General features: G+C 40.5%; 37 protein-coding genes and 2 pseudogenes. 38 read left to right on the forward strand and 1 reads right to left on the reverse strand.

Annotated features, from left to right (window positions below; all coding sequences use genetic code 11):
- The first annotated feature begins 9 nt into the window (after positions 1-9).
- The 14 genes and pseudogenes from D8790_RS02220 to D8790_RS02280 all read left to right on the forward strand — a co-directional run bounded on the left by D8790_RS02220 (position 10) and on the right by D8790_RS02280 (position 12,843).
- Positions 10-789 (forward strand): ABC transporter ATP-binding protein, encoded by a 780-nt coding sequence (locus D8790_RS02220; RefSeq protein WP_125387568.1) that lies wholly within the window; start codon positions 10-12, stop codon positions 787-789.
- The gene (locus D8790_RS02225; protein WP_125387419.1) at positions 770-2,770 is read left to right on the forward strand and encodes an ABC transporter permease; all 2,001 of its coding nucleotides are present in this window, start codon (positions 770-772) and stop codon (positions 2,768-2,770) included. The genes D8790_RS02220 and D8790_RS02225 overlap by 20 nt, the downstream gene beginning before the upstream one ends.
- Positions 2,771-2,919: 149 nt before the next feature.
- Positions 2,920-3,568, forward strand: a pseudogene (locus D8790_RS02230) (ABC transporter ATP-binding protein); the annotation flags it as partial.
- Between the two features lie 218 nt (positions 3,569-3,786).
- A complete protein-coding gene (locus D8790_RS02235) occupies positions 3,787-4,650 on the forward strand; it encodes an ABC transporter permease (RefSeq protein WP_125387421.1) in 864 nt (287 codons plus the stop codon).
- A 20-nt stretch (positions 4,651-4,670) separates the two neighbouring features.
- On the forward strand, positions 4,671-5,126 hold the full coding sequence (locus tag D8790_RS02240) for a LytTR family DNA-binding domain-containing protein (RefSeq protein ID WP_125387422.1): 456 nt from the start codon (positions 4,671-4,673) through the stop codon (positions 5,124-5,126).
- Between the two features lie 10 nt (positions 5,127-5,136).
- Complete coding sequence (locus D8790_RS02245; RefSeq protein WP_125387423.1) at positions 5,137-5,538, forward strand: DUF3021 domain-containing protein; 402 nt, start codon at positions 5,137-5,139, stop codon at positions 5,536-5,538.
- 184 nt (positions 5,539-5,722) lie between these two features.
- Positions 5,723-6,289 carry a TetR/AcrR family transcriptional regulator gene (locus D8790_RS02250; protein WP_125387424.1) on the forward strand — a complete coding sequence of 189 codons (567 nt, stop codon included), beginning with the start codon at positions 5,723-5,725 and terminating at the stop codon, positions 6,287-6,289.
- Between the two features lie 177 nt (positions 6,290-6,466).
- Positions 6,467-6,814, forward strand: a complete 348-nt coding sequence (locus tag D8790_RS02255; RefSeq protein ID WP_185761901.1) for a hypothetical protein — start codon at positions 6,467-6,469, stop codon at positions 6,812-6,814.
- A gap of 9 nt (positions 6,815-6,823) precedes the next feature.
- The gene (locus D8790_RS02260; RefSeq protein WP_125387425.1) at positions 6,824-7,171 is read left to right on the forward strand and encodes a class Ib ribonucleoside-diphosphate reductase assembly flavoprotein NrdI; all 348 of its coding nucleotides are present in this window, start codon (positions 6,824-6,826) and stop codon (positions 7,169-7,171) included.
- Between the two features lie 195 nt (positions 7,172-7,366).
- The gene (locus D8790_RS10795; protein WP_005590956.1) at positions 7,367-7,498 is read left to right on the forward strand and encodes a hypothetical protein; all 132 of its coding nucleotides are present in this window, start codon (positions 7,367-7,369) and stop codon (positions 7,496-7,498) included.
- A gap of 401 nt (positions 7,499-7,899) precedes the next feature.
- Entirely contained in the window at positions 7,900-8,031 is a 132-nt protein-coding gene (locus D8790_RS10800) for a hypothetical protein (RefSeq protein WP_260470257.1), read from the forward strand.
- Between the two features lie 532 nt (positions 8,032-8,563).
- Positions 8,564-9,331 (forward strand): ABC transporter ATP-binding protein, encoded by a 768-nt coding sequence (locus D8790_RS02270; RefSeq protein WP_005590953.1) that lies wholly within the window; start codon positions 8,564-8,566, stop codon positions 9,329-9,331.
- Positions 9,324-11,312, forward strand: a complete 1,989-nt coding sequence (locus tag D8790_RS02275; protein ID WP_125387426.1) for an ABC transporter permease — start codon at positions 9,324-9,326, stop codon at positions 11,310-11,312. Before D8790_RS02270 ends, D8790_RS02275 begins: the two co-directional genes overlap by 8 nt.
- Before the next feature lie 130 nt (positions 11,313-11,442).
- Positions 11,443-12,843: an amino acid permease gene (locus tag D8790_RS02280; RefSeq protein ID WP_125387427.1), complete on the forward strand. Its 1,401-nt coding sequence runs from the start codon at positions 11,443-11,445 to the stop codon at positions 12,841-12,843.
- A 91-nt stretch (positions 12,844-12,934) separates the two neighbouring features.
- Here the strand turns inward: D8790_RS02280 and D8790_RS02285 are convergent.
- Positions 12,935-14,320, reverse strand: a pseudogene (locus tag D8790_RS02285) (IS1182 family transposase).
- 276 nt (positions 14,321-14,596) lie between these two features.
- Between D8790_RS02285 and D8790_RS02290 the strand changes: the two are divergent.
- The 24 genes from D8790_RS02290 to D8790_RS02400 all read left to right on the forward strand — a co-directional run bounded on the left by D8790_RS02290 (position 14,597) and on the right by D8790_RS02400 (position 26,893).
- Positions 14,597-15,034: a hypothetical protein gene (locus D8790_RS02290; RefSeq protein WP_125387428.1), complete on the forward strand. Its 438-nt coding sequence runs from the start codon at positions 14,597-14,599 to the stop codon at positions 15,032-15,034.
- An 11-nt stretch (positions 15,035-15,045) separates the two neighbouring features.
- Entirely contained in the window at positions 15,046-15,330 is a 285-nt protein-coding gene (locus tag D8790_RS02295; protein ID WP_061422386.1) for a hypothetical protein, read from the forward strand.
- Entirely contained in the window at positions 15,327-15,986 is a 660-nt protein-coding gene (locus D8790_RS02300) for a DUF4176 domain-containing protein (protein WP_061422387.1), read from the forward strand. Before D8790_RS02295 ends, D8790_RS02300 begins: the two co-directional genes overlap by 4 nt.
- Positions 15,976-17,502, forward strand: a complete 1,527-nt coding sequence (locus D8790_RS02305) for a tRNase toxin domain-containing protein (RefSeq protein ID WP_185761890.1) — start codon at positions 15,976-15,978, stop codon at positions 17,500-17,502. Before D8790_RS02300 ends, D8790_RS02305 begins: the two co-directional genes overlap by 11 nt.
- A 10-nt stretch (positions 17,503-17,512) precedes the next feature.
- Positions 17,513-17,899, forward strand: coding sequence for a Cdi1I family immunity protein (locus D8790_RS02310; protein ID WP_061423253.1), 387 nt, complete (start codon positions 17,513-17,515; stop codon positions 17,897-17,899).
- A 60-nt stretch (positions 17,900-17,959) separates the two neighbouring features.
- Positions 17,960-18,187: a hypothetical protein gene (locus tag D8790_RS02315; RefSeq protein ID WP_125387430.1), complete on the forward strand. Its 228-nt coding sequence runs from the start codon at positions 17,960-17,962 to the stop codon at positions 18,185-18,187.
- Positions 18,165-18,590: a hypothetical protein gene (locus D8790_RS02320; protein WP_125387431.1), complete on the forward strand. Its 426-nt coding sequence runs from the start codon at positions 18,165-18,167 to the stop codon at positions 18,588-18,590. The genes D8790_RS02315 and D8790_RS02320 overlap by 23 nt, the downstream gene beginning before the upstream one ends.
- Before the next feature lie 69 nt (positions 18,591-18,659).
- Positions 18,660-19,037: a hypothetical protein gene (locus tag D8790_RS02325; RefSeq protein ID WP_125387432.1), complete on the forward strand. Its 378-nt coding sequence runs from the start codon at positions 18,660-18,662 to the stop codon at positions 19,035-19,037.
- A 203-nt stretch (positions 19,038-19,240) separates the two neighbouring features.
- Complete coding sequence (locus D8790_RS02330; protein WP_260470258.1) at positions 19,241-20,473, forward strand: RHS repeat-associated core domain-containing protein; 1,233 nt, start codon at positions 19,241-19,243, stop codon at positions 20,471-20,473.
- 38 nt (positions 20,474-20,511) lie between these two features.
- Positions 20,512-21,768, forward strand: a complete 1,257-nt coding sequence (locus D8790_RS10805; protein ID WP_260470259.1) for a pre-toxin TG domain-containing protein — start codon at positions 20,512-20,514, stop codon at positions 21,766-21,768.
- Positions 21,692-22,000: a hypothetical protein gene (locus D8790_RS02340; RefSeq protein WP_260470260.1), complete on the forward strand. Its 309-nt coding sequence runs from the start codon at positions 21,692-21,694 to the stop codon at positions 21,998-22,000. Before D8790_RS10805 ends, D8790_RS02340 begins: the two co-directional genes overlap by 77 nt.
- A gap of 85 nt (positions 22,001-22,085) precedes the next feature.
- Entirely contained in the window at positions 22,086-22,418 is a 333-nt protein-coding gene (locus tag D8790_RS02345; RefSeq protein WP_221765892.1) for a hypothetical protein, read from the forward strand.
- Positions 22,418-22,840: a PIM7 family immunity protein gene (locus D8790_RS02350; RefSeq protein ID WP_125387434.1), complete on the forward strand. Its 423-nt coding sequence runs from the start codon at positions 22,418-22,420 to the stop codon at positions 22,838-22,840. Before D8790_RS02345 ends, D8790_RS02350 begins: the two co-directional genes overlap by 1 nt.
- A 35-nt stretch (positions 22,841-22,875) precedes the next feature.
- Positions 22,876-23,220, forward strand: coding sequence for a hypothetical protein (locus D8790_RS10725; protein WP_221765893.1), 345 nt, complete (start codon positions 22,876-22,878; stop codon positions 23,218-23,220).
- A gap of 109 nt (positions 23,221-23,329) precedes the next feature.
- Positions 23,330-23,647: an Imm40 family immunity protein gene (gene imm40, locus D8790_RS02360; protein ID WP_125370902.1), complete on the forward strand. Its 318-nt coding sequence runs from the start codon at positions 23,330-23,332 to the stop codon at positions 23,645-23,647.
- A 76-nt stretch (positions 23,648-23,723) separates the two neighbouring features.
- On the forward strand, positions 23,724-23,975 hold the full coding sequence (locus tag D8790_RS02365; protein WP_221765894.1) for a barstar family protein: 252 nt from the start codon (positions 23,724-23,726) through the stop codon (positions 23,973-23,975).
- Positions 23,976-24,004: 29 nt separating this feature from the next.
- Positions 24,005-24,175, forward strand: coding sequence for a hypothetical protein (locus D8790_RS02370; protein WP_185761891.1), 171 nt, complete (start codon positions 24,005-24,007; stop codon positions 24,173-24,175).
- A 198-nt stretch (positions 24,176-24,373) separates the two neighbouring features.
- Positions 24,374-24,658: a hypothetical protein gene (locus D8790_RS02375; RefSeq protein ID WP_221765895.1), complete on the forward strand. Its 285-nt coding sequence runs from the start codon at positions 24,374-24,376 to the stop codon at positions 24,656-24,658.
- Positions 24,655-24,720 carry a hypothetical protein gene (locus tag D8790_RS11040; protein WP_223367802.1) on the forward strand — a complete coding sequence of 22 codons (66 nt, stop codon included), beginning with the start codon at positions 24,655-24,657 and terminating at the stop codon, positions 24,718-24,720. Before D8790_RS02375 ends, D8790_RS11040 begins: the two co-directional genes overlap by 4 nt.
- A gap of 9 nt (positions 24,721-24,729) precedes the next feature.
- Positions 24,730-25,224, forward strand: coding sequence for a hypothetical protein (locus D8790_RS02380; protein WP_125387435.1), 495 nt, complete (start codon positions 24,730-24,732; stop codon positions 25,222-25,224).
- Between the two features lie 41 nt (positions 25,225-25,265).
- Positions 25,266-25,499: a hypothetical protein gene (locus tag D8790_RS02385; protein ID WP_125387436.1), complete on the forward strand. Its 234-nt coding sequence runs from the start codon at positions 25,266-25,268 to the stop codon at positions 25,497-25,499.
- Between the two features lie 6 nt (positions 25,500-25,505).
- Positions 25,506-25,961, forward strand: coding sequence for a hypothetical protein (locus D8790_RS02390; RefSeq protein WP_125387437.1), 456 nt, complete (start codon positions 25,506-25,508; stop codon positions 25,959-25,961).
- 89 nt (positions 25,962-26,050) lie between these two features.
- On the forward strand, positions 26,051-26,296 hold the full coding sequence (locus D8790_RS02395; protein ID WP_125387438.1) for a hypothetical protein: 246 nt from the start codon (positions 26,051-26,053) through the stop codon (positions 26,294-26,296).
- A 156-nt stretch (positions 26,297-26,452) separates the two neighbouring features.
- Positions 26,453-26,893: a GNAT family N-acetyltransferase gene (locus D8790_RS02400; protein ID WP_125387439.1), complete on the forward strand. Its 441-nt coding sequence runs from the start codon at positions 26,453-26,455 to the stop codon at positions 26,891-26,893.
- Positions 26,894-26,896: the final 3 nt, after the last annotated feature.

Genomic DNA, 26,896 nt, shown 5'->3' on the forward strand with positions numbered 1-26,896 from the left:
GAGATCATGATGACCTTATTAGATGTACAACACGTGAAAAAGATTTATAAGACTCGCTTTCAGGGTAGCCAAGTAGAGGCGTTGAAAGATATACACTTTACAGTAGAAAATGGCGAATATGTCGCCATCATGGGTGAGTCTGGCTCTGGGAAGTCCACCTTGCTCAACATCCTAGCCATGTTGGACAAGCCGACCGAAGGCCGCGTCTTTCTCAACGGAACTGACACCGCAACCATCAAGAACAGCCAGGCTTCCAGCTTCCGCCGAGAAAAATTAGGCTTTGTCTTTCAGGATTTCAATCTGTTGGATACTCTGTCGGTCAAGGATAATATTCTACTGCCTTTGGTCCTCTCTCGCCGTCCCATTACCGAGATGATGCAAAAGCTGGTTGCCACCTGCAATGAGTTGGGGATTAACAAGCTGCAAGAGAAGTTTCCTTATGAGATTTCCGGTGGCCAGAAGCAGCGGGTAGCAGTAGCTCGGGCCATTATCACAGATCCTGAGATTCTGCTGGCGGACGAGCCGACGGGAGCCTTGGATTCCAAGTCTTCAGCAGCCTTGTTGGATGTCTTTGATGACATTAATGACCGCGGCCAAACCATTCTCATGGTGACCCACTCGACTTCAGCGGCTAGTCGCGCTAAACGGGTACTTTTTATCAAGGACGGTATCCTCTACAATCAAATCTTCCGCGGTGACAAGACCGAGCGGCAGATGTTCCAAGAGATTTCCGATACTCTGACAGTTATGGCAAGTGAGGTGGGCAACTATGTTCAAACTAACGAGTAAACTTGCTTTGTCCAATCTGGTTAAAAATCGCAGTTTGTATTATCCATTTGCTTTGGCGACAGTACTGGCAACAGCGATTTTGTATAGTTTTGTCTCACTGGCTCACAGTCCAAATATGGAGACCTCTTATGGTGGTACAGCAGCTCGGATGACCTTGCAGTTTGGTATCCAGGTCATTCAGATTGCGGTGCTCATCCTTATCACCTATGCCAATAGCTTTGTCATGAAGAACCGTTCGCGGGAGCTTGGCGTTTATAGTGTGCTAGGGATGGAGAAGCGTCACCTGCTGCTTATGACCTTCTTTGAACTCTGTGTCTTTTATCTAGCTACAGTTGGTCTGGGTATCTTGTCTGGCCTAGCTTTAGATAAGATGCTCTACGCCGTTCTTTTGAAATTGATGGGAATGCCGGCCGTTCTTGCCTCGACCTTCCAATGGCAGAACGTCTGGATGACTCTAGCCAGTCTAGGTGTCGCTTTTGCAGTGATTTTGTTGCTCAACTCTACGCGTCTTCTACGCTATAGCTCTCTTAACCTAATGAAAGAAAAGAAAGCAGGCGAGAAGAAGGGGCGCTTCCTTTGGGTGCAAACCTTGCTGGGGCTCTTGCTCATGGGAGTGGCTTATTACATGGCTTTGACCGTTACCAAACCTGTCGCTGCTATCGGCAATTTCTTTGTAGCTGTGATCATGGTTATCCTAGCAACCTATCTGCTTTTTAATGCCGGTTCGATTACACTATTGCAATTTCTCAAAAAGCGCAAAGGCTACTACTATAAAACGCAGAATTTCATTTCTGTTTCCAATCTCATCTCGCGGATGCGTAAAAATGCGGCAGGATTGGCAACCATCTCCATTCTATCTACCATGCTCCTTGTGACTTTGGTTGGTACAATCAATATCTATGTTGGAGGTCAGGATTATATTACTACCTTGCATCCAAAGGATTACAATGTTAGCGTCGTCTTGCCGAAATCAACCGAGCAGAAGGAGGCTCTGTTGGATAAGGTTCAGCAGGTCGCTCAGGATACAGGTCTGAAGAAGCCAAGCTATACTACCTATCTCTATCAATCAGCCTTCATCATGAAACTAGCTGGAAATGATATCACGGTTCCAGCGCAAAGCGAGCTGGATTCGGATCCAAGTATCTTGACCAAGTCTGCCGGCACGATTACAGTTATCAATCGTCAGGATTATGAACAAATGACAGGGAAAAAGATAGACTTGGCAGATGATGAAACTCTTGTCTATGGAAAAAATGTTTCCTTAAATAAGGATAAACCTCTCCGAGTAAATGGTAAGGACTGGAAGATCAAGCAGATTTTACCGTCGAATTTCACGCATGGGGAAATCCCTAATCCAAACGACGTGGCCATGGAGCAGGGCCTCTATATGGTGGTCAATGATAGTAAAGAAGTAGGACTAAATGTTGCACACTATTACTACATTGGAGTTGCTTCAGAGACTAAGGACAGTAAGAAATTTGTCGAGCAAGTCCAGCTGGGACTGAGGGACACTTTGGATCAGGAACAGGCCCAAGATGGCAGCTACGCAATGGCTAGTGATCGTCATAGCGCAGAAAAGAGCTATCAGGAACTTACTGGAACCTTGCTCTTCATCGGTGTCTTCTTATCCGTTATCTTCCTTCTAGGAGCTGTTCTTGTGATTTACTACAAGCAAATCTCTGAAGGCTATGAGGACCGTGATGGCTTTATCATCTTGCAAAAGGTTGGTTTAGATGAAAAGCAAACCAGAAGTACCATTCGCAAGCAGATTTTGACTGTTTTCTTCCTACCTCTCATCTTTGCTTTTCTACATATAGCGGCTGTTTTTCATATGTTGCGCTTGATAGTTGCCCTACTGGGTGTGACCAATCTTCCTCTCTTAATTCAGACAACACTTGCGACTTGCGGCGTCTTCCTCCTGACCTATATTTTAGTATTCTTACTAACTTCTCGCAGTTACCGCAAGATTGTTGCCAGATAAGAGCAAATCCTTGACCCTTGGTCGGGGATTTTTTGATGTCTGGATTTTTACCTCTCATCTCTCTCATTTTACCGCTTGTCCAAAAAGCCGAGATTTTTCAAAAAAGACTTGCTATCATAGTCTCAGAAGTTAAGATAGGAGAAAAGATCATGTTAGTCCAAGTAAAAAATCTGACCAAAGTTTATGGAGACAAGGTAGCAGTAAATGGCCTGAATTTAGAAATTGAGGCAGGTAGTTTTACAGCCATTCTAGGCCCTAATGGAGCAGGCAAGTCGACAACGATTCAGATGCTGATTGGACTCTTGCAGCCAACATCAGGACAAATCATTTATGCAGAACAAACCAAGCTGGGCGTAGTCTTTCAAAATAGTGTGCTGGATGCCAATTTGACAGTAGTTGAAAATCTGCGAATTCGTGCTAAGCAGTACAAGCAGGTGGAAACTGGTAAGATTGAGCAATTGATCGAGCAACTGGGGCTGACTAGCTTTGCTAAACAACGCTACGGGACGCTTTCTGGTGGACAAAAGCGACGGGTGGACATTGCCCGTGCGCTGCTCAATAGTCCCGACTTACTTTTTCTGGATGAGCCGACGACAGGCTTGGATATCCAGACTAGAGAAAGTATCTGGAAGCTGCTCAAAGACTTGCAGCAGAAGGAAAAGATGACCGTAGTTTTGACCACCCACTATCTCAATGAAGCTGACGACGCAGATAAGATTTACATCGTAGACCATGGTCAAGTCATTGCGCAAGGCTCTGCTGACCAGATCAAGGAGCGCTATGCCCGCAATGTTTTGCGGATTCTGACCCCAGATTCAGAGGGCTTGAAGGTTGCTTTGCAGACTCGCTGCGAATGGGAGCAAGGCAAGGAAAATGAGTTCTTCTTTTATCCAGAGACGACCCAAGAAGCGCTGATGTTGCTGAGCCAGCTTGGCTCCTATATTGAACAATTTGAATTTCAACCAGGAACGATGGATGATGCCTTTATGGCTCTGACAGGAAGAGAGGTACGTTAAATGTTAATGTTGATCAAACGAAACTTTTTACTTTATTTTCGCAATCATAGTGGGGTGATCCTATCTCTCTTTGGAGCCATTATTCCCTTTGTTTTATATCTGGTTTTCCTAAAGAACAACATGAAAGGCTCTTGGTCAGACAGTAGCCATGCGACGGAACTGCTTGACTTTTGGTTGATTAGCGGAACGCTGGCTGTCACCGCCTTGACAACTACCCTATCAGCTTTTTCGCAACAAACTGAAGACCGAGAAAGAAAGGTGACCGCTGACCTCTTTATCACAGATTTGGGGCAATGGGGCTTGCGGTTTAGCTACCTAATCAGTGCCTTTGCGATTGGCTTTGTCATGCAGGTCTTCATGTTTGCTGTCATGCTGACCTACTTTATTCTAGCGGACAAGATTTCCTTTGACTGGGGGCTTTTTCCCCAGCTGCTCTGCCTCATGCTGCTCAATAGCTTGCTGGCTAGTCTCCTCAATGCGCTAGTTGTTCCTTATTTTAAATCGGTAAATTCCTTGGGACAATATGCAACGGTTATCGGAGCGGCCTCTGGTTTTCTAGTGGGAACCTATATTCCAATCGGGACTCTGCCCAGCCTGGCCCAAAATCTCATGAAACTGACTCCCTCAACCTACATGGCTTCCCTTTTCAGACAAGTCCTGATGAAGGAGTCTTTGACAGAAGTTTTTGCGGACCAGAGTCAGCTCCAGCAAGAATTTGAGAAGCTCCTAGGTATCCGTATCGAATGGCAAAAGCTCTTGACAAGCCAAGAAACATACTATATAGTTGGAGTAGTGCTCACGGCAGCAGTCCTGTTCTGGCTAGGTCAAAATTGGCTGCTGAATCGACGGATGAGCTTCAAGTAAAGAAAGTAGGAGGCCTAGGTTTGCAGACAAGATTTGAAGAAGATGCTCAGATTTCTTCCCAAGACCCGCTGGTCATCGTGAAAGCGGATCAGTTGGTTGGTGAGGCCAAGGCTGTCCTAGATTATTTGGAAAACTTCAAGGCTGGACCAAGTGGTGTCCTGCCTATTAAGTCGGATGATAAGCTGGTCATGCTCAAGACAGAGGATATTATCCTAGCTGATATTAATCAGACAACCCTTATGATTTACAGCACCGAGGGCGTTTATACAACGACAGAAACGCTGACTCGTTTTCAAAATCGTCTCAATAGTCGCAATTTCATTCAGGTGTCGCGGCATGCAGTCATTAACATCGATCATCTGGAATCCTTGTCGGATAGCTTTTCGGGCAACATGACTGCTAAGCTGACCAATCAGCTCAAAACCGATGTCAGTCGTCGCTATGTCAAGCTGCTTATGGACTATTTGGGAATTTAGGAGGAAAATCATGACCTTTAAAAAAATTCTTATCGGTATGCAGGATGGTCTGAGAACAGGTGGCTTGGTCTTTCTGCTGGTAGGCCTGTTCTCAGGAAAAACATTTTTGTTGACTCCTAGCTCTATTCTCAGTGTCCTCCTTGTCAGCGCCTTAATCGGAGTAGCAAGCTATATCTTTGATGCGACAGATCGCTTTCCATTTCCTTTCCTACTTTTCTGCCACTTTGTAGTGACAGCGACCATCGTTTGTCTAGCTGTGATCTGCAATGGCTGGGGGACTATGCTCTTTGGTTGGCCCTTCTGGCTAAGTTTTGTTTTGATTTACCTCTTGGTTTGGTTTCTTGTCTCCGTCGATTCGATGATCAAAACCAAGAAAATCAACGAGGCCTTGAAAAATCGTAGAAAAAACTAATGTATCCAAGACGCAAGCAAGTTTTATCGAGAACTTGTTTGTTTTTTTGTTTAACAAAGGAGCTATTATCTCAAACTGCCGTCTTCCTTTCAAAGTACGATTTCCGCTTTTCTTGACAAAGGTTTTAAAAGTGTTATAATTTGAATGAATAGAAAATTAAATTCATTCACAACAGGAGAAGGTCATGGACAAAAAAGCTGAATTATTGGCTGAGGCTAGGCAGGTGTTTGCTGAGAAGGGCTATAAAAAGACGAATATTTCAGATATTACCAAGCGTGCTGGCATGGCTGTTGGCTCCTTTTATAAGTATTATGAGTCCAAGGAAGCTATTTTTTTAGAGGTTTATGTAGCTGAGAATAACCGCATACGTGAGGAAACCATGCAGCGCGTGGATTGGCAGGGTGAGCCAGAGGCAGTCGTTGAGCAGCTTTTTGCGGTCACTTTTGAGTTGATTTCGCCTAATAAAATTTTGGCTGAGTGGAGCAAGCCGGGCATTTCTCAGATCTTGCACGACTACTATAATCAGGATGCTGGCCGAGCGGCCAATGCCTTTCACCAGTTTCTGATTCAGACTTTCAGCCAGCGTTTGCAGGAGAAGGGCTTTTCGCAAGAGGAAGTCGCCCAAATCATGAAGGCTTATGATTTGATCTACTACATCGACATGCATGTGACAGAGCAGGATTTTCCCGGCTATTTTGAGAGTATCGAGACCTTGGTGAAATATTTTTTAAAGGGAATTTTTGCTAAATAAGAATTTCCTTTTCTTGGAAGATGATCTGAATGAATTTATAAAAATATTCATTCAGATAAGGGGGTAGATTTGTGTGATATAGACGATGGAGAAAGCAAATTAGAGGAAAACAATTTTTTGAGAAGATGTGAATGAATGCTTAATAATATTCATTCAAACAGGGAAGTGAGGAAAATGATGATGAAACAAGGTGGAATGCTGTTGAGTGGAAGGGCTATTTTGGGGCTTTGCCTAGTTGTGATTGGTTTTTTGACCCTTGGTTATGGCGGTGTGGNATTTGGCTTTGGCCTAAGTTTAGGCTTTCAGTCATTTCTGATTGGTGGTCTCCTTTGTATCTTGCTTGGATTGCTTGTAATGCCGAGCGTGGCGGTAGCTGTCAAGCTGGTGGTCTTGGCCTTGACGACGATCAGTATCTTGCTCTATATTCACAGTATGCCTGATTTAGCATTTCTCTTACAACTAATATCGGATGTGGCGGTTGTAGGCTTTGCTGCTTTTCTAGCAGTGCTTCTTTTGAGAAAGTAGGGAGAGGAAATGATCATAGTTTATGATTCAGTAACGGGTGTTGGGAAGCAATTTGCAGAATCGCTGGGCTATCCGACACAAACTATCAAGGAAAAGTTGGAAGAGCCTTGTATTCTGATCACGCGAAATGCAGGGGCTGGGAAAATTCCCTGGTCAAGCAAACGCTTCATCAAGAAGCACTCAAGCATGATTAAAGGCTTTGTCAATAATGGAGATTCAGTGAAGCATGGACGGACCTTCTGCGGAGCTACAGCTTTGATTATCGAAAAATATGGGCTGCCGCATATCTGTGATATTGACCGAGGTGGCAAGGAAGAGGACATCAAACTTGTGCAGGAATACCTAGCTAAATTCTAAGAGTGGATGATTTATATGATAAATCTATAGGAAAAGGATGGGTGATAATCACTCATCCTTTTTAAAATGACAAAAATGTAAGTTTAAAACTTAAAATGAAAGGTTATTCGATGGTAGCGGGACGTGGAATTTTATATCATATAGGTGTAAGGAAAAACAAATCACAAATAATATCCAAATAAAAGGAGGCCCACTATGAAAACAAATCTCTTCAACCATAAACAAAAAACACAAATGGCGCAAAAGATTTCCAAAGAAGAAATCGAAAAAACCAGACTGGGCTGTGCATCAAGCCAGTATTATTTCTGGCTACAATATAGTCATTAAGAAGCAGATGCAGTGAAGGGGCTGGAGAGTGGGACAGAAATCGGTAATTCGTTAGAATTCTATTTCGTCGTCCCACCTCCGCACAATTGAGTAGGGCTGTAAAAGCTGATGAAATCAGCGTAGTAGAGCCCACTCAACCACTGCGTCTTGCTCGACAATCCAAAGACAATTGAGAGGCTAGGACTTTTGTCCCAGCCTCTTTTGCTGTTTTTTGAGGGGAATTGTAGAAAATAGAACAACTGAACTATCAATCGTCAAATTTTCTATTTAAGATGACAAAAATGTAAGTTTAAATCCTAAAATGAAAGGTTATTCGATGGTAGGAGGACGGGGAATTTTATATCATATAGGTGTAAGGAAAAACAAATCAAAAATAATATTCACATAAAAGGAGGCCCACTATGAAAACAAATCTCTTCAACCATAAGCAAAAGACACCAATGGCACAAAAGATTTCCAAAAAAGAAATCGAAAAAACCAGACTGGGCTGTGCATCAAGCCAGTATTATTTCTGGCTACAATATAGTCATTAAGAAGCAGATGCAGTGAAGGGGCTGGGATAGAGAGTGGGACAGAAATCGGTAATTCGTTAGAATTCGATTTCGTCGTCCCACCTCCGCACAGTTGAGTAGGGCTGTAAAAACTGATGAAATCAGCGTAGTAGAGCCCACTCAACCACTGCGTCTTGCTCGACAATCCAAAGACAATTGAGAGGCTAGGCCTTTTTTCCCAGTCCCACCACCTTTTTGCTCAAATAGAACTGAAAGTTTAGGGAGGCAAACTGGGAAAGTAACCCAAATCATACAGCCCTTTCCCTCTAATGGAAGCCAGGTATTTCCATAACTGGAAGAACGCTAGGTGACAAAAATGTAAGATTAGCGTCCAAAATGAAAGATTAGCTTATGGAAACATATCGGGCTTTTCGGTATGATAATAGTATCGTTTTTAGTTTGCTTTCAGTAGGAGGCAGTAGCTCAGGTAATCTTGGAGCAGAGCCAGCTAATAAAGCATTGGAAGTTAAGCTAAATAACCATTTTACATATAAATAAAAAAAGAGGTTCAAGTATGACATTATTAGACGTACAACACGTGAAAAAAATTTATAAAACCCGCTTTCAGGGCAGCCAAGTAGAGGCGCTAAAGGACATTCACTTTACGGTAGAAAAAGGTGAATATGTCGCCATCATGGGGGAATCAGGTTCTGGGAAGTCCACCTTGCTCAACATCCTAGCCATGCTGGACAAGCCGACCGAAGGGCGCGTCTTTCTCAACGGAACTGACACGGCAACCATCAAAAACAGCCAGGCTTCCAGCTTCCGCCGGGAGAAATTGGGCTTTGTCTTTCAGGATTTCAACTTGCTGGATACCTTATCGGTCAAGGATAATATTCTCCTGCCTTTGGTGCTCTCTCGTCGTCCCATTACCGAGATGATGCAAAAGCTAGTTACGACCTGCAACGAGCTGGGGATTAACAAACTCCAAGAGAAGTTTCCTTATGAAATTTCCGGTGGTCAGAAGCAGCGGGTGGCAGTTGCTCGCGCTATCATCACAGAGCCTGAGATTTTGCTGGCGGATGAGCCAACAGGAGCCTTGGATTCTAAGTCTTCGGCTGCTCTCTTGGATGTCTTTGACGATATCAACGACCGCGGCCAAACCATTCTCATGGTGACTCACTCGACCTCGGCAGCTAGTCGGGCCAAACGGGTGCTCTTTATCAAGGACGGGATTCTTTACAATCAAATCTTTCGCGGCAACAAGACCGAGCGGCAGATGTTTCAAGAGATTTCCGATACTCTGACAGTTATGGCAAGTGAGGTGGAAGCTCATGCTTAGATTAACTAGTAAGCTTGCGCTTTCTAACTTAATCAAAAATCGTAAGCTTTATTATCCTTTCGCTCTGGCGACCTGTCTGGCTATCGCCATCTCCTACATCTTTTTCTCCCTGACTTTTAATCCTAATTTAGTAAAAATGACGGGGGCAAGCGCCGTTTCTATGGTGCTATCTTTTGGGATGGTGATTGTCAGCATCACGACCAGCATTATCGTCTTTTATGCTAATAGCTTTGTTTTCAAGAATCGCTCCAAAGAGCTGGGGCTCTACAGTGTGCTAGGGCTCAATAAATTCCACCTCTTTGTCATGGTGGTAATTGAATTACTGTTATTTGGTCTGGTCACCCTTATCCTTGGACTAGGGATTGGGCTCTTATTTGACCAGTTGATCTATGCCCTCTTGCTGAAAATCATGGCGATAAAGGTCGTCTTGGTTTCAACTTTTCAGCCTGCTGTCGTTATCGCGGTCGCTGTTTTCTATGCCTTTGTCTTTTTCTGCTTGATGATTAGCAATGGTTTGCGCCTGAGAAAGCTTGATGCGCTGCAATTGGTCAAAGAAAAGAATAGTGGAGAAAAGAAAAGTCGCTTTTTATTCCTACAAACGCTACTTGGACTTGCAGCCTTGGCATACGGTTACTTCCTTGCATTAGGAGTGACCAATCCCTTATCAGCAGTCGTTACCTTCTTTGTCGCAGTGCTCTTTGTGATTCTAGGCACCTACCTGCTCTTTAATGCTGGAATTACAGTCTTTCTGCAATTTTTGAAAAAGAGGAAGTCCTATTATTACCAACCCAATAACATGATTTCCGTTTCCAACCTGATTTTCCGCATGAAGAAAAATGCAGTGGGCTTGGCAACAATTGCTATCCTATCAACCATGGTCTTGGTAACCTTATCTGGCGGAGCTAATATCTATGCTGGCGGTGACTACATGCAAAAGGCTATGTTTCCTCATGACTTTAGCATTCAAGGAAAAGGAACCACGGGTGAGCAGATGGACCAAGCGCTGACAGAGTTTGTGAATGAGCAGCAGATGCCAGTCACTAAGAAAGGTGTCTATCCATACTATACGATGGGAGTGACGAGCCGTGCTGGCAACCAGCTCGATATCAACGCTGCCGCTCAAAAATTTGTCACACCGAAAACGTATATTTTGGCTGTTTCAGAAGCGGACTATCAAAGTATGACGGGGAAAACTCTTGATCTTGGAGATGATGAAGTGGCACTTTATCAGCAAGGAGTGAAACTGGATCCCAAGCAAGACTTGCAGCTGGCTGGTCAAACCTTTAAAATAAAAGAAGAACTCAAAGAAGACTTTATCTTTGGTCATTTACCCGATCAGATGAACATGATCGTCCCAGAGAAAATCTACATGGTTCTTAAAAATCCTGACCAAATATTCTCTGCAATGACGGATAAATATGCTGTAAACCTTAATTATTATGGCTGGCTTGATACAAAGCTGTCAACGGAAGAACAGCGCAATCTGAGGGATGCTTACCAAGAAAAATTGCAGCAGTTTAATCAGACCTTGCCTGAAAATCAAGCGGTCTATGGCTCGGTAACAGCTTTTGATAAGCAAGAAATCAAAGGCATGCTGGGTGGGATGTTCTTCATCGGAATCTTCCTATCAATCGTCTTTATGCTGGGAACCATCCTCATCATCTACTACAAGCAGATTTCAGAAGGGTACGAGGATCGGGATCGCTTTGTGATTTTACAAAAGGTCGGTCTGGATGAGAAGCAAATCAGGCAAACTATTCGGAAACAGATCTTAATTGTTTTCTTCCTGCCGCTGGCCTTTGCCTTTATCCATCTGACCTTTGCCTATCATATGCTGAGCTTGATCTTGTCTGCTCTTGGTGTTCTTAACTCAGCTCTCATGCTGGCTGTGACACTGGGTGTCTGTGCAATCTTCTTTATCAGCTATGTGATTGTCTTCATGATTACTTCTCGCAGTTATCGTAAAAATGTCTCTATGTAAGAAGTTGGGATTTCCCAGCTTCTTATTTTGCATTTCTTTGCCAAACGATAAAGTGGCATTTTAAAAGAGACTTTGGTAAATCCAATAATCTATGATATAATAAACCATCTATGCTTTGGAGGGAGATTTTATGAATATTTTTCGAAAAAAAGATGCCAGTAAAAACAGGACGGGAATGCGGCGGCACCTGAAACTGATGGATTTGATTCTTTTAGGGATCGGTGCCATGGTTGGTACAGGGATTTTCACGGTTACAGGAATTGGGGCGGCGACTTATGCTGGTCCAGCTCTGATTGTGTCGATCGTGATTTCTGCCCTGTGTGTCAGCATCTCTGCCCTATTTTATGCAGAGTTTGCCTCTCGAGTTCCAGCTAATGGCGGAGCTTACAGCTATATTTACGCTGTTTTAGGGGAATTTCTGGCTTGGCTGGCTGGTTGGCTGACCATTATGGAATTTATGACAGCTATATCAGGTGTGGCTTCTGGCTGGGGTTCTTACTTGAAAGGGCTTTTGAGCGGCTTTCATATCCAGCTACCGACAGCCTTGAATGGCACATTCAATCCAAAAGCAGGAACTTATGTGGATTTATTGCCTATTCTGGTTTTGGTCTTTGTGACAGGCGTGGTACTTCTAAACTCAAAAGCAGCCCTGCGCTTTAACTCAGCCTTGGTTGTCCTCAAATTTTCGGCATTGGCTCTCTTTATTCTCGTTGGGCTTTTCCATCTTCGACCTGAGAATTGGTCCAACTTTGCGCCTTTCGGTTTTGGTCAGATCTATGGCGGTCAGACGGGGATTATGGCTGGAGCTTCTCTGATGTTCTTTGCTTTTCTGGGCTTTGAGTCGATTTCTATGTCTGTGGATGAGATCAAAGAACCGCAAAAAAATGTGCCACGCGGCATTGTCCTTTCCCTTGGGATCGTGACCATTCTCTATATCTTAGTAACCTTGGTCTTGACAGGCTTGGTACACTATACCAAGCTAAATGTTCCAGATGCAGTAGCTTTCTCACTTCGCAGTATTGGACTAGATTGGGCTGCCAATTATGTTTCTATCGTAGCGATTTTGACCCTGATCACTGTCTGCATCTCCATGACCTATGCCTTGTCTCGGATGATTTACAGTATAGCGCGCGACGGACTTTTACCGCGGTCTTTCAAGGAATTAACTGCTACTAGCCGTGTGCCTCAAAATGCTACCATCTTAGTGGGGATTGCCTCAGCTATTTGTGCGGGTATCTTTCCTCTTGCTAGCATTGCCTCTTTCCTCAATATCTGTACCTTGACTTATCTGATTATGCTGGCCTTTGCCATTTTGAAGTTGCGAAAGGAAAAGGGACAGCCTAAAGCTGGAGAATTCAAAACTCCGCTGGTTCCTCTAACTCCGATTTTGTCCATTGTCATCTGCCTTTCCTTTATGACTCAGTACACTTTGGACACTTGGTTGGCCTTTGGCATCGCTCTACTTTTGGGAATTTTGATTTACTTTGGCTATGGTTACCGCCATTCAGAAATAGAAGTGAAAGAAAGATAATGCAAGAAACTCTGTGAAGAGTTTCTCAGAACGTAGACAAACGTCATTTTTGGCGTTTGTCTTTTTGTATTTTCAAAAATATTTTGTCTCATCATCTGCTATTCCATCCAAAAATCGGATTTAGAACAAAATAAAAAGGCTTGCTCACCCTCATTTTTACTAGTTTTTTGAGATTCAAACACGCCAAAGTAAGCCCAATCTTATCTTCCATCTTGGACTTGCCTTTCTCTCTTGTATAACGGAGATTGTGGTATTCTTTGGCTGTCCCAAAGAGCCGCTCAATAGTTTCTTTGTGTTTCTTATAGAGCTCCTTCATCCCTTTTTGGTGGCGAATCTCTTCACAAAATTCAAGCGCGTCCTTTCATACATGTCTTGTGATGACTTTCTGTTGATTCTGGCTTCGAGTACAAACGGATAATAGGGGACAGGCGACACATACTGTTGGATCACTCTTATACTCACGGTAGCCTGCTCGGGTCGTCGTGCAATAGGTAAACACTTGGTTCTCTGGGCAGAGGTAACAGTCATAATAGGAATCGTAAACAAAATCACTGGGTCTTAAGTTCCCCCTTACTCCCTTGGGGCGGGTATAAGGGAAGACAGGGATAATGTTTCGCTTTAATAAATAATGGGCAATAGCTGGGGTCTTATAGCCAGAGTCCGCAATAATGTAGCGTGGGGAGAAAGCTTCTAACTTTGAAAAAAGGGTAGGAAAAGCCTGACTATCATGAACATTTCCTGCCTCAACCGTATAAGCCAAGGCCCAACCATGCTTATCACAAGCTACTTGGGCAGAATAGGCAAATACCTCCTTGTGTTCACCCTTGTGGAACCAACCACTCTCAGGATCTGTCCTTGATATTTTCTTTTCTTTAGCCTCGCTTTCTTTTGCGGGCTTTAAGGACTTTTTTTCGTGTTTTCTCCTATCTAAATCAATCTCAACTGCCAATTGCTCACTCATAAATTTAGCTTGTTGGGCAACCATTTCCTTATGATACTTGTGACGGTTAGCTGCCGCTTTGATATGGGTGCCATCCACAAATATTTCAGAAGGATCAATTAAACCAGCACATAAAGCTTGATGGAGTACTTGTGAAAATATCTCAGCAATCAGTGCTTTATCTTGAAAGCGACGACTGTAATTCTTTCCATATGTAGTAAAATGGGGCACCTTGTCATCCAAGCTTAGTCCAAGAAACCAACGATAAGCTACGTTTACTTCAATATCTTTAATGGTTTGGCGCATGGAGCGAATGCCATAAAAACATTGAATCAAAGGGATTTTGACTAACATGACAGGATCGAGACTAGGACGACCATTATCTGGACTATAGGTGCCTTCTACCAAGTCATAGATAAAATCAAAATCAACCTTTGAATCCACTTGTCGAAGAAAGTGATCCTCTGGGACCAATTCGTCGATCGTATAGAAGCCATATTGGCGACGATTATAATCTGGTTTTTCTTTGTGAAACATAGGGAGCACCTCACAACTGTTCTTACCTCTATTATACGACTTTACAAAAAGAAAAGCCCTTAGAAACTTGAGTTCTAAGGACTTTGTCTTCAATCTGAGAAACTCTGTGAAGAGTTTCTTTTTTGAATATGATCCGAATCTGCTATGAGGACATAAGAGCAGTAATATGATAATTTTGCAATTTCTTCTCTGTCAATATTCATCTATATTTTCTAGAAATCAGTAATAAAATATGGTAGAATGTGGATAGTGACAATGATATAAAAACGGAAGGAATTGTCAGATTTTATGAAGTCAAATCCTCAACTGGCCAATTTTTATATGGAAAAATATCAGACAAGTATAAAGAAAGGCAACAATCTGCAAGCTCAACGTCAAGAGCTACTTGCTAAGATTGAGCGCTTAGAGCAGGCAAATCGTGAGTTAGACCAACAAATTGAAAATATCAATTCACTACTGAGCAATGATTTTTCTCGACTGGAGAAGGTAGATGGGTCTCGTTTTAGAGGAAGTGTAAAGGGTAGATTTTTAGAGAAATGCACCCATGCTAAACAAAATCTAATGACCTACCAGTCTAAACAAACTTCAAATAAAGGTGAGATTAGTAGTAAAATTAAGGAACTTCAAGATGAAGCAGATAGTTTACTAAGAAAGAGTTCGATGGCCTTTACAGAAGCAGATAGTTACTACTCCATAGCTCTCAGCTATTCGTAGGAGGAAATTAAATGTCAGAAACAAAAGTTGATTTGTCAGTATGGGAGAGTACTACTAAATCTGCTGAAACTTATGTATCCTCTATTTTTGATATGACTCCGCTGGAATTTAACAACTCAGACTTAACCCCTTTTGTGAATTTTAATGACTATATTACGCTATTAAACAGTTCATTAAGTAGTTTGCGGACTTTTACCAGTACGGATGTGGTAAATATGAACCGTGCAGCACAGAATAAAGTTGCTGATGATCATACGGAAGCATCCAATATTCAAAGTTCGAGGGGGAAGAAATGAACGAATTGCAGTTGTATATATTCGAGCAGGGATTAGAGGAGCTGAGTCTGTGTGAAGCAGAACACCAACATTTACGCACGATTGGCATGACCTTAGCGGGTCATCCCAAAGTGTTGCGCTCCTGCTATATTGCTTTTCTGAAAGGAGAGTCCAAATGCAGGTACAAGCCATTGATTGGGGCTCCGCTTCTATTCAGTTTTCATTATCATCAGGAAGAAGTTGAGATTGAGCGGATTGAGACCGCCTATCGTGTATCCTTTTCTGTGTTTATTCGCTTTTTTGCTTTAGTTGATTTGGCCTTCAGTAAGATCTACCCATTGGGAACGATTGTGGAGCTGGATAAGGAGCTGCTTCCGACCGAGTTGGTTGAGCAGTTTGCTTCGGAGGAGATGGATTTTTATGCAGTTCTATCTGGTCGTCGACTGCAATTGGATTCTCAGTCATACATTGATTACGCAGGACATGTCTATCCTTACGGTATGCGTTTTGATACATTGCCTCTCTACATCAGTAATCTCTTTATCAAGCGGGTGATTTCCGAAGGTTACAGTGATGCAAAAGACAGCCAGCATTGCGATAAGGAGTTGAGAGAGTTCTATTTCAAGGGATCTGTCTACTCTACCATTTATGATGTGGAGGTTGCCAATGAAGATTGATATGAATGAAGTGCAGAGTAACAAGACCAAATTGGCTACTTCAATCAAGCTGATGCGGGGGCAGGTTGAATTAGCCCGCTCAAAATTGAATCAGATTGTAGAGAGTCAGGCACTGCAGGGAGATGTCAAGACAGCTATTGATGCTAAAGTTAAGAACCACCAGATGCCTATGATGACGCATTATCTGACAGCTTTGGAGATTATGTCAGCTGACTACGAGGCATTGATTAGCACCTTTCAGTCGGAGGTGGGAGAGAGTGCTCAGGATGCAGTGATTGATACGGACTATCTGGCAGAGTTGGGCACTATCTTTCCAGGGATTAGTCAGGGCTTGGCCACTATTCGGCAGAGTCTATCTGGAACTTATTCAAGGATATCAGACTTAATCACACTGGATGCGTCTTCAACCTCGGATATATCCAGTAATCTGAGTGCGGCTAAGCAAATTTTGACGGATACAACGGATAAGATGTCAGCTTTCAATGATTTGCCTAGACCAGAGACTTTTTCCAGTATTATCTCGCAACAGAATGCCCAACTTGGAGTACTGAGATCTGTTCAGGGGCCGCAGTATGCGACTGAAAAGGCCAGGGCACTTTATACGAATCAAAACTTTGCTTTATCTGTAACGCAATACCAGCTACTTAGTCACCAGTCCAATTATAGAGTCATGCTTCAGCAGAAACTAGCTCGTTCCTTGGTAGATTCCTATTACAGTAAGCGTCCTGTTCAGGCTTCCATGCAACCATATAAGCTGGATGCGAAGACCAAAGACTTGATTGAGAAAGCTAACAAAGGCGATCTTCAGGCTATTAGTGAGCTTTCTAAGAGTTATCGCTATGATAAGACGATGGAGAGGACCGTGCCTTATCGTTCTCAAGCTGAATTAGCTCGGTTAAATCAAGAAGTTTGGGATAGGACCCTCACAACTGGCCAACATATTTTAGGCGAAATTTTTGGAATCTATGACGTTTACCGCTTGATTACAGGGATTGATCCAGTTACGGGTGAGGAGACCAGTCGCTTAGAAGCAGGTTTATGGCTCGCCTTAGATATATTACCCTTCCTCAAAGCTGGCAAAGCGGGTAAGTTAGGGAAAATCGCAAAGACAGCTGACAAGGTAGATGATGTAGCAGATGCAGTCAAGGCGGTGGATAAGACTACGGATACTGCAAAGGCGGTTGACAAGGCGTCAGATATAGTAAAAATAGTTGATGTAGATAGAATTAATGATACTGCTAATATAATTAGAAACAGCGGAGGGGAAACTATAGCAGGCCATGCTTTACAAAAGCACGCTGGCAGAAATCCGCAGATTTGGGGCGCAGTAAAAGGGAATTCAGAGTCAATAAATAGGCAAGCCATGGAACATATTAATGATATACTTAAATCACCAGGGGACTTCATGATTCATACAACTGATAGAGGTATTAGTTTTTTTGAGAAAAAATTACCTGATGGACGGGGGATGAGATTAAATATGGATGGTTCTTTCAAGGGATTTATTGATAAATAGGAATGAAATTATGGTAAACATTGAATTGAGAATAGCGGTAGTAGATTTAGCCATTATAGATAGATTATTGAAATTGTTAGATATTAGTCAACAGATAATTAATTCTCATTTTTATTATAATAAACAGGATATAAACTATTCAAATGATATAAAATGGGGGCAGTATTTTTCTAGTCCATCTACAGGATATTTACATGTAGGACAAATATTTTTAGGAAAGTTTTTTAAGGATGCTATGATTATTATTTCAGGAAATGAAAGTATAGTTGATTTTATTATTGAGTTCCAAGTTGAATATATGACAGATGAGGATATAAATAATATAAAAAAATTTATCCTAAAATATAATCCAGATATTTCAGATGAAGATATTGAAGTTATCTGTGAAGAGTATTAAGTTTTTATCAGTTATTAAAAGTTAACTAAAACAATAGATTGGATACCTACTTTTTTATGGTTGAAAGCAGATAAATATGCTTTTGTATTTGACAATTATAATTCTTTCTTAGCGGATGATCTTGTTTCGAAGGAGCTATTTTTAGAAATTCTGAAAGAAGAAGTGTTGCCCTGGTGGGAAAATGATGCTAAAAAATATGTAGTAGTAGGAGTTTTAAAGAGTTTTCAAGTCTATATAATAAAAGCTTTCAAAGGAGGATCTACATATGAAATTAGATATGGAGACTAAAAATGAAGAATGGGTAGAAGTCTTTAAAGGTTTGATTCCTGTAGATAACTATAAGTTAAAAGTCTTGTTGACAAACTTATCAGATGGTCAAGAATTTAGGCTGATTGGAGAACAGAATCGTTTTAAATTATCATGTTTTTGCTATGATGAAGCACGATTCTTTAGCAGGGAATTGTATTTATCTGCAATTCTGGATAAAGAGATGTTTAAAAAATTTGAAAAAAATAATTTTCAAAATATCATTTACGAAGTCAAAAATAGTCAATTAGTGAATAAACTCGGATATACAGCCTATGGTAGTGCAGGAACTCTGTATTCACAACATTATATAATCATAACTCAAGATAGTGTAGTGGAGATTCTTGTGTCTGCAAATTCTGATTTAAGTATCAGTCAATACTAGAAAATTTGCTAATCAAACAAGTACATGACTTTAGTACAATTATCAGAAAATAGAACTTGGAGAAATGATATGGAAAAATGGACGGAAATTAAATCGGGCTTCATCCCTTTTGGTGACTATGGTATTGAGATAAATATAGATGGGGATACTTTAATTGCCTACTTGGAAGATTCAGAAAAATTTAAATTTACCTTTACAAAAGTTTGGGCTTTCCGTTCAGTCTACGAAAGTTTAGAATTAATAGATAGTTACTGGGAGCAAGGATTGGCAAAGAACAGACCACTTTATCTGACCAACTATATCTATGAAGTCGAGAATGCAGAATTTGGTGACTTGGTCGCTTCTGCAAATATAGCTAATAAAAAGCTCCATCACTACAAATTAATGTCGACGCATTTTTTAGTGGATGTTGTATCCGAAAACGATGTAAAGGTGGAGAAAGTATAAATTACTTTCACAAAGACAATTTGTGACTTAGTTCAATTGCTAACTAGGGGAAATTTTCCCCTAGTTTATTTTATACTAGTTTCACAGTAGACAAGCAGGATAAGCTCATATCGCTAAAGAAACCATTAAGCAGGATGGCGAAACCCTAGTCCATACCTATACCTACGATACTCTCGGTCAAGTGGAAAATATGACCGTATCGGATGGAGCTGGTAAGGAACTCTCTAAACTCTCTTACACCTAACACCTATGACCTAGCGGGCAATAAACTGACTAGCACCGAGACAGTTGATGGTAAGGAGAGCCAGACACGCTTTACCTATGATGACCATGACCGCTTGACCAAACTAGAAGGTCCAGATGGTACCATCACCTATACCTACGACAAGAATGGCAATCGCATCGCTTCTGAGAAGAACTCAGAAAAGCTAGACTACATCTACGATACAGAGAATCGCTTGCTTGCGATCAAGGACAAGAAGGGGCTTCTCATGGCTGCGTTTTACGACGGGGATGACAACCGCGTCTTCACTGCCAGTCGTAAGGAAGGCAAGAACACCTACCAGCTCTTCCAACATAAGCCAAAGGATACCAAGTCAGGCCGTAAATCACCATACACAGCCCCGAGTGGGGAAGAAAACTCCCTCTTCTGGTATGGCTTTACTCAGAATGTCCTACAAGCCCTATCCACCCTACCGCAAACAGTAGGAAGCATCTGGCACAGCATCTTTGACGATGTGTCGACAGCCTACCACCAGAAAGTGGCTAAGGACCGAGCGACCAAGGAGGGAATCGTCGTCAACCCACCAGAACTTGGGAACTTACCGGGTCAGGGAGAAGTGACCTATGCCAGTCAGGTTCAGGATGTCCTCATCCCTTATACCACACGAGAGGATACCTACAACTACTACGAGGAACGCAACTATGTCAACGATGTCAATCGTGAACATGCAGAAGTCCTCGAAACCTATGACCATGATGGCAAGGCCCGTGAGACCTATAGCTATGGCAAGGGTCGAACCAGCTACCTCAACAACCAAACAGGCGACAGCTACAACTACTTGACCAACCAGTCAGGCTCTGTGACAGGCTTGACCAAGGATGGACAAGCCGTCGCATCCAGTCGCTATCATCTCTATGGGACAAGAAAGACAAGCACAGACACAACAGGGAATCCCTTTGCCTATAACGGTGAAGCTCGTGACGATACTGGACTTGACTACTTACGTGCAAGGTATTATGATAGTCAGGGAGGCACTTTCTTAACTGAGGATAGCTACCCAGGTGAGGACACGGATCCTCTCAGCCAGAACCATTATAGCTATGTGCAGAACAACCCCGTCAACTATACCGACCCGAGTGGGCACTTCTGGAACAGTATCAAAAAGGCTGGAACTATGTTAAAAAGACGGCCTCTAATGCTTGGAATGGTGTAAAACGAGTCGCATCTAATACCTGGAATACGGTAAAAAGAGTGGCCTCAAATACTTGGAATAGTGTGAAGAGCTTCGCCTCCAAGGCTTGGAATGCGACTAAGAGTGCCTTTAACCACGCGACCAACTGGATTAGCACCCAATACAACCGTGCGGTTAATTGGGGTCGTCGACAGTGGAATAAGGTTCAAACGACCTACAATAGTGCCCGCGACTATGTACAAACGAAATACCAGCAAGCAGCAGCACAGATAGAGGCTAAGCGCCAACAAGTGGTTCGGTCTGCCTATGCCCTAGCTACAGGCATCAAGTCTTCACCAACAATCCGAGAAGGACTAAATTTACTTCGTAATTGGAACACGGCTTTACAGAACACCTTGAAGCATGTCTGTGATCCAAAAACAACTGGTGCCTCCGATAAGGGAGAAAATAAAGTTCCATCTGTCGCAGATTTTAGAAAGTATGAAGATGCGGCAAGACATGGACTTAGACCGGATCAAAAAGAGCGAATTGATAGGATGACATTAGAGGAGTATCTAAAGGCTCCCCCAATGACTCCTGAGGAAAATGCCTATGCATCTAATGTAAAATTTGCGAAGTTTAACCAAGAAAATAAAGCTAAACTTCCAACTATAGCAGCTGAATTCATAGGGTGGAATAATGGAGAACGTTTAGTTACAGGGAAAGATCCACTAACGGGCGAAGACGCAAATCGTTGGGCGGCAGGTGCAGAGTTAGCTGTTGATATTGCAAGTAATTTCTATCCTATAGCTAAGGCTGACAAATTAAGGAAACTTGAGAAAGCACTCGATGCAGTAGATGCAGTCAATGATGCTTCAAAAGCTACAAAGGCAGTGGATAAAGCTAATGATGCTTCGAAAGCTACAAGAGTGGTAGACAAGGCGTCCGATGCTACTCGTGTGGCGGATAAAGTAGATGATGTTAGTCATATTATGTGTATATCAGACATTGATTCATTTAGGGGAGCTGATATAAAAACTGTTGAAAGATATTTGGACGAAACATTGGAAGGCTATACAAAAGCACCTTTAAAACGTGGGGACGGAGTAAGATATTATGATGGAAAAGGGAAGTCTTGGCAATTGAATTATGGTTATGTTGACGCTACGGATGAAATTCATAGTGGTCCATATTTAAAAGCAACAGTAGGTGAGGGTACAGTTAGAATTCCATTGACTGGAGGTGAGCAAAATGACTTTTATGGATTTAAGAGAACTATTACTATCAATAGCGGAAGAAGATGCTATCATTTCGACTTTATTTTCATTTTTTATTAAAAATAAAGGATATTCAACTCAGATATTAGAAGATATTATTTTTTATGGAGTGAAAATAGGGTGGTTTGAAATTGTTAATGTAGAAAATGATAATATTCCTTATACGGATATTGAGTGGAGAATTGATAATAACTTTCAAGAAGTTGTTTTTTGCGATAATGATTTTGCTGTAAAGACTTTATTTACACAAGAAGGTGGAATTCCAGAATTATTCAGGAAATTTATATTATGACCCGATTAAGGTTTATTGGTTAAAGATAGTGTTTTAATGGCATAATATTACTAAAATAGCAAATACCTCCTCGGATACTGCTCGTGTGGTTGATAAAGTAGATGATGTTAAAGATGCTAATAAAGTAGTGAAGAGTATTGATGAGCCTTCTCCTAAGGGACTGCAAAATATGATTCTCGATGAAATCAAAAGTACTATACCTGATAATAGCGGATGGGTTGTTTATGAGCATAATGGTTTTGTACATATTAAGAAAAATGGTGTAGACAGGATAAAATTAGATCCTCCAGATAAGGTTACAACCTATCCTCATATGCATATATATGATGAAAATAAAAATTTATTAAACATTGATGGAGAAATTGTTGGTAGAAAAGATCCAGCTGGTCATATACCGTGGAACAATGGAGGTAGTTAATGAATATTTTAAAAATTCAAGGACAGATTGACAGTACGAATTACTGGGATGCCTATGCGTTAGACTTTAGAGTTTCATTTTTCGGGGATGAATGTAAACTCTATATCGAGATTGAAAATGGCAAATCGGATCAGTATTGCTGGGAGATAGTTTTCTACCGTTGTTTTAAGGTTGACTATGAGACGGATGCTGGTTGGACATGTTGGGAAAGTGAGGATGGCACAAGAAATTTCAATATGAAAGATATTCCTTTTGAAAATCTCATGTCTCACACTGTACATGACATTAGACTTATTGAAGAGAAAAATAATATGATACGAGCTACAATTACTTTATCAAGTATGTTAATTGACATTGTATGCCAAGATATTCAAGTCTCTAAGGTTTTAGTGAGTGACCAGAACTTTTTTTGGAATTGTTAGACGAGATAGTGCATTATTAAGAGACAGGTGCAGAGTTGGCTGTTGATATTGCAAATAATTTCTATCCTATAGCTAAGGCTGGCAAATTAAGGAAACTTGAAAAAGCACTCGATGCAGTAGATGCAGTCAATGATGCTTCAAAAGCCACGAAGGCAGCTGATAAAGCATCAGATGTTGCTCGTGTGGCAGATAAAGTGGATGATGTCAAAGATGGGATAAAGATAAATCCTTTAGAAGATATCATATTTACAGATAAGGTAAAAAAACAAATGAAACAAGGAGATCTACACTCATTTCCAGAAGTGGTAGAACCATTTGGATCAGAAGGGAAATTATCAACAATAACAGGTGGAGACGGTATTGTCCGGGAAAAAACTTGAAATTCCGGGATCCTATAAAGGTAAGGATGGAGTATTCGAATATATAATTGAACCTGATAATACTGTAAATCATAGGTTCTTTAGACCTAAAAAGTAGGAGCTAAACAATATGGAATTAAGTAAATATAATTTTGAAAATAGAGGTAGTTCGTTAGAAGAGTTTGGTGTTACAAATTATGCATATACATTTAAAGATGTTTTGGCATATATAGACTGGATAGAATCAAAAAAGTTTATTATTCTTGGTGGAGATGTGTATTCAAGACAAGGTGATATATTTGATTTAACTTATGATAGCTGGTATTATTCTCCTAAAAATAAAGATAATGATTCACTAAAGTCGATTTCTGTGGCCAAAAATTATATTAAACAGTATACAAATAGTAATGGAGAAAATTTTTATTTTGCAATAGTCGTTTCAGAATAATAAGGAAGTTATAAAAGTGTTTACTACACAGATGACCATTATAAACGTTTAAAAAAATTAAGTAGATTAGAAAAAAATGATAAAAAATAAAATTCACTTTATACTAAAACAAAAGATTGACGAAATACTATCTTCTGAAGATTTTGTAATTCTATTCGACGGGAAGAAAATTCGCAATAAGAATGAATTATTTCGTTTTCTTAAGGAAACTATAGATCTTCCTGATTCGGATAATTGGAGCTCAATTATAGATTGGTTAACTGATCTATCTTGGTTGAAAGCAGATAAATATGCTTTTGTAAAGCTATTGATGAAAGTTGGGATTTAAATCCTAGTGAGATTTTAGATAATAACAATATGGAATCTATTGCTAAAGGAATTCTTGTTGAACTTACTCATAGTCAGTTAAGGGATAAATTACAACAAGTGTATTTCAAAACTTTTCATCATTATCAAGTAAATGGTATTAATTTTGGGATAGATGTAATTTCTGAGAAATCTCCTCTTATTTTCAAGTTGGAAGATTGATTGTTATTTAGTATCTGAGACTATAGGAATTTAATTAAGTTAATAAATCGAAAAGTTCTAAGTATTTCAGAAATAATTTACTTAGAATGTTTTTGAAAAAACTTAAAAGAGAGAAATTAAATTACATGATGGAGTTGTTGATTTTTTGAAGTCATTCTAGTATAGCTACCAACAAGTAGTATCGTTGTCAATGATGCTTTGAAAGCTACAAAGACGGTGGACAAGGAGTCAGATGTTACTTGTGTGGCGGATAAAGTGGATGATGTCAAAGATGCTAATAAAATTCCTCAATATGTTGAAGATACTATTTCACAGATTAAAAGCAAAAAGGGTAATCTACCAGATGGATTTAAAGGAGGAAAACTTTATAAAAATAAGCCTTTAAATGGTGAAGAACTCCTTCCTAATGGAATTACTTATAAAGAGTACGATGTTCATCCATATCAAAAAGGGTACCAAGAGGAACGGAAAGAATTGTTATAGGTAATGATGGTTCCATTTGGTATACTCGAGATCACTATCAAACTTTTATAAAAATAAAATAAGGGGAAACAATGTCAAAAAAATTTAATAACAGAACGTTTAGAAAGATAGAAAAAATTTATAGCGTTTATTTACCTAACGAATTTAAAAAAGTATATGGAAATATGGAGGAACTTCCAGAAAACTGGTATGATTGGAGTGATTTTTCACCTCAGAATGTTAAGATATTGAGTAATTATATACAAGTGATCAAAAAAAATATAGCAGAAGAAATAGAATATATTGATTGGAGTGACGATTGGGGAGAAGTTCCAAACAATTTAGAACTTACAAAAAGAGAGATACTTAGTCGTTTAACAAATTCTCCAACATTATTGCCTATTTTGGGTCATAGATATATTGTTTCATATAACACTCCGATTTCGCCAGTGTTTTCAGTTGTTGGTTCAGATATAATTTATTATTCTAAAAGTTTAACAGATTATTGGCATGGAATTACAATAAGCAGAGAGATAAATTTGTCTGATTTACCCAAAATTCCTTTTTGGTCCGATATTGCACAGTAAATAAAGATATTTTTCCCGTGATTCTAGAAGATTGATTTAGCATGAAGAATTTGGGAATAGGTGATAAAGCTAGGCCGTTCGTTGATAATGCTGGGACAGATTTAATTATTCAAGAAATTATCGATGGTGGCATCCCTGTAAAAGATAAGTACTTACCAAATGGTTGGCGTTGGGAAGTGGAGTGTTCATTTAATGGAAGAAGCAATGGTATTTGGGAATTAGTTGTTGATTTAGATACAAATCAAATTGTATACTTTAACTTTATTAATAGGTAGGAAAATATGTTTAAAATAATAAAAAAAAAGTATAATCAGCAAGAGGAGTTAATATATAAAACAGATACAAAGGAATTAATAGCTACGCCAACAATAAATAGCGATATTACTTTTAGTTTTATATATTTATTTTTAGGTTTTAATTCAGAAAATATGGAATCCACTCAATTTTGGGGTCATCATAACGACTTTTCTTGGATTAAAAGAAGTTTGGTGTCTCCTAAATCTGATAAAGGTGTTATTATTATTACAGATAATGACATTAATGGGGGAGATAGTTTACGCATTGACTATGCTTACAATTGGGAAACATATTATGATGAGCAACCAGGTTGGCTTAAAATTGGTTCTGAAATTTTGAGTGAAGATCTTAGCTATGTTGAATTTTTCAGAAATACTATTGCTGGTATTGATAGGTGTGGCAATATTCAAGAATTTTGGCTTAAACCTAAATTTAAATGATATTAAACTAATTAGTCTTTCCAAGAATATGGATTTTCCTGATACGAATAATTGGTCTTCAATTACAGATTAGTTGATAGATATGAAATATCAGATTAAATTTCCTATTATTGGTTTGGCTGTTTGCCCTACTTTTACTGGCGATTGTAATCAATATCCAGCTGAATCAACCCGAACATATGAGCGCTGACTATGTTGGGCTTTGGAAGTCAAGGTGGCATGAGGAAAATAAAGACTGGCTCTATCCTCTGAAAAATATCTGTCTTGTCATTTTAGCGGTTCTAGCTGGTTCTGGTCTCATGATTGCAATTTCCAAGAGTGAAAGATGGAAATAAGCTTTTGAAAATGAGGCAATCCAGCCCGATGTCCTAACAGACCAGCCTTTAGAAGAGGCGGAGTCTTGGTTGAAGGGACAGATAGGAGAATAGTTCATTGAAAGCAGTCAAAGAGACTGCTTTTCTGCTATAATAAAGAGAAGAACGAGGTGACAAATGATTCGTAAAGTAAAACTAAGTGACGCCGCAGCCATTCAGCAGCTTAATGCTGAGTGTCTGGGCTATGACTTCGATAGGGAAGCGACGGAGGCTCAACTGAAGGGGCTGCTAGAGAATGACCAGCATTTGATTTTGGTAGCTGAAGAAGGCGAACAGGTCATAGGTTACGCTCATGCGGCTAGCTACGACTGTCTCTATTTCCCGTCCTTGCTCAATCTCTTGGCTTTGGCCGTCGCTCAGGATTTTCAAGGGCAGGGGCATGGCAGAGCGCTGATGCAAGCTTTGCGTGAAGAGGCAAAAGAGGCAGGCTACACAGGAATTCGGATTAATTCAGGCATTTCCCGCTCATCAGCCCATGAATTTTACCGCAGTCTTGGCTGCAACGAAAAAGCAGACCAGAAACGATTTTATTGGGAATTTAAAAGAAAAGAGGACTAGACG

This window comes from Streptococcus cristatus, assembly GCF_003943535.1.
GTDB classification, from domain to species: Bacteria; Bacillota; Bacilli; order Lactobacillales; family Streptococcaceae; genus Streptococcus; species Streptococcus cristatus_L.

What these genes read in the sequence shown, in the direction of transcription:
- D8790_RS02275 (WP_125387426.1), top strand. Translation starts at nt 9,324, where the DNA reads ATGCTTAGATTAACTAGTAAGCTTGCGCTTTCTAACTTAATCAAAAAT.
- D8790_RS02295 (WP_061422386.1), top strand. Translation starts at nt 15,046, where the DNA reads ATGTCAGAAACAAAAGTTGATTTGTCAGTATGGGAGAGTACTACTAAA.
- D8790_RS02325 (WP_125387432.1), top strand. Translation starts at nt 18,660, where the DNA reads ATGGAAAAATGGACGGAAATTAAATCGGGCTTCATCCCTTTTGGTGAC.
- D8790_RS02220 (WP_125387568.1), top strand. Translation starts at nt 10, where the DNA reads ATGACCTTATTAGATGTACAACACGTGAAAAAGATTTATAAGACTCGC.
- D8790_RS02245 (WP_125387423.1), top strand. Translation starts at nt 5,137, where the DNA reads ATGACCTTTAAAAAAATTCTTATCGGTATGCAGGATGGTCTGAGAACA.
- D8790_RS02235 (WP_125387421.1), top strand. Translation starts at nt 3,787, where the DNA reads ATGTTAATGTTGATCAAACGAAACTTTTTACTTTATTTTCGCAATCAT.
- D8790_RS02320 (WP_125387431.1), top strand. Translation starts at nt 18,165, where the DNA reads ATGAAATTAGATATGGAGACTAAAAATGAAGAATGGGTAGAAGTCTTT.
- D8790_RS02225 (WP_125387419.1), top strand. Translation starts at nt 770, where the DNA reads ATGTTCAAACTAACGAGTAAACTTGCTTTGTCCAATCTGGTTAAAAAT.
- D8790_RS10795 (WP_005590956.1), top strand. Translation starts at nt 7,367, where the DNA reads ATGAAAACAAATCTCTTCAACCATAAACAAAAAACACAAATGGCGCAA.
- D8790_RS02280 (WP_125387427.1), top strand. Translation starts at nt 11,443, where the DNA reads ATGAATATTTTTCGAAAAAAAGATGCCAGTAAAAACAGGACGGGAATG.
- imm40 (WP_125370902.1), top strand. Translation starts at nt 23,330, where the DNA reads ATGGAATTAAGTAAATATAATTTTGAAAATAGAGGTAGTTCGTTAGAA.
- D8790_RS02260 (WP_125387425.1), top strand. Translation starts at nt 6,824, where the DNA reads ATGATCATAGTTTATGATTCAGTAACGGGTGTTGGGAAGCAATTTGCA.
- D8790_RS02330 (WP_260470258.1), top strand. Translation starts at nt 19,241, where the DNA reads ATGGAGCTGGTAAGGAACTCTCTAAACTCTCTTACACCTAACACCTAT.
- D8790_RS02250 (WP_125387424.1), top strand. Translation starts at nt 5,723, where the DNA reads ATGGACAAAAAAGCTGAATTATTGGCTGAGGCTAGGCAGGTGTTTGCT.
- D8790_RS02305 (WP_185761890.1), top strand. Translation starts at nt 15,976, where the DNA reads ATGAAGATTGATATGAATGAAGTGCAGAGTAACAAGACCAAATTGGCT.
- D8790_RS02270 (WP_005590953.1), top strand. Translation starts at nt 8,564, where the DNA reads ATGACATTATTAGACGTACAACACGTGAAAAAAATTTATAAAACCCGC.
- D8790_RS02390 (WP_125387437.1), top strand. Translation starts at nt 25,506, where the DNA reads ATGTTTAAAATAATAAAAAAAAAGTATAATCAGCAAGAGGAGTTAATA.
- D8790_RS02300 (WP_061422387.1), top strand. Translation starts at nt 15,327, where the DNA reads ATGAACGAATTGCAGTTGTATATATTCGAGCAGGGATTAGAGGAGCTG.
- D8790_RS02365 (WP_221765894.1), top strand. Translation starts at nt 23,724, where the DNA reads ATGATAAAAAATAAAATTCACTTTATACTAAAACAAAAGATTGACGAA.
- D8790_RS02385 (WP_125387436.1), top strand. Translation starts at nt 25,266, where the DNA reads ATGAAGAATTTGGGAATAGGTGATAAAGCTAGGCCGTTCGTTGATAAT.
- D8790_RS02350 (WP_125387434.1), top strand. Translation starts at nt 22,418, where the DNA reads ATGAATATTTTAAAAATTCAAGGACAGATTGACAGTACGAATTACTGG.
- D8790_RS02400 (WP_125387439.1), top strand. Translation starts at nt 26,453, where the DNA reads ATGATTCGTAAAGTAAAACTAAGTGACGCCGCAGCCATTCAGCAGCTT.
- D8790_RS02370 (WP_185761891.1), top strand. Translation starts at nt 24,005, where the DNA reads ATGGAATCTATTGCTAAAGGAATTCTTGTTGAACTTACTCATAGTCAG.
- D8790_RS02380 (WP_125387435.1), top strand. Translation starts at nt 24,730, where the DNA reads ATGTCAAAAAAATTTAATAACAGAACGTTTAGAAAGATAGAAAAAATT.
- D8790_RS10800 (WP_260470257.1), top strand. Translation starts at nt 7,900, where the DNA reads ATGAAAACAAATCTCTTCAACCATAAGCAAAAGACACCAATGGCACAA.
- D8790_RS02310 (WP_061423253.1), top strand. Translation starts at nt 17,513, where the DNA reads ATGGTAAACATTGAATTGAGAATAGCGGTAGTAGATTTAGCCATTATA.
- D8790_RS02340 (WP_260470260.1), top strand. Translation starts at nt 21,692, where the DNA reads ATGGATTTAAGAGAACTATTACTATCAATAGCGGAAGAAGATGCTATC.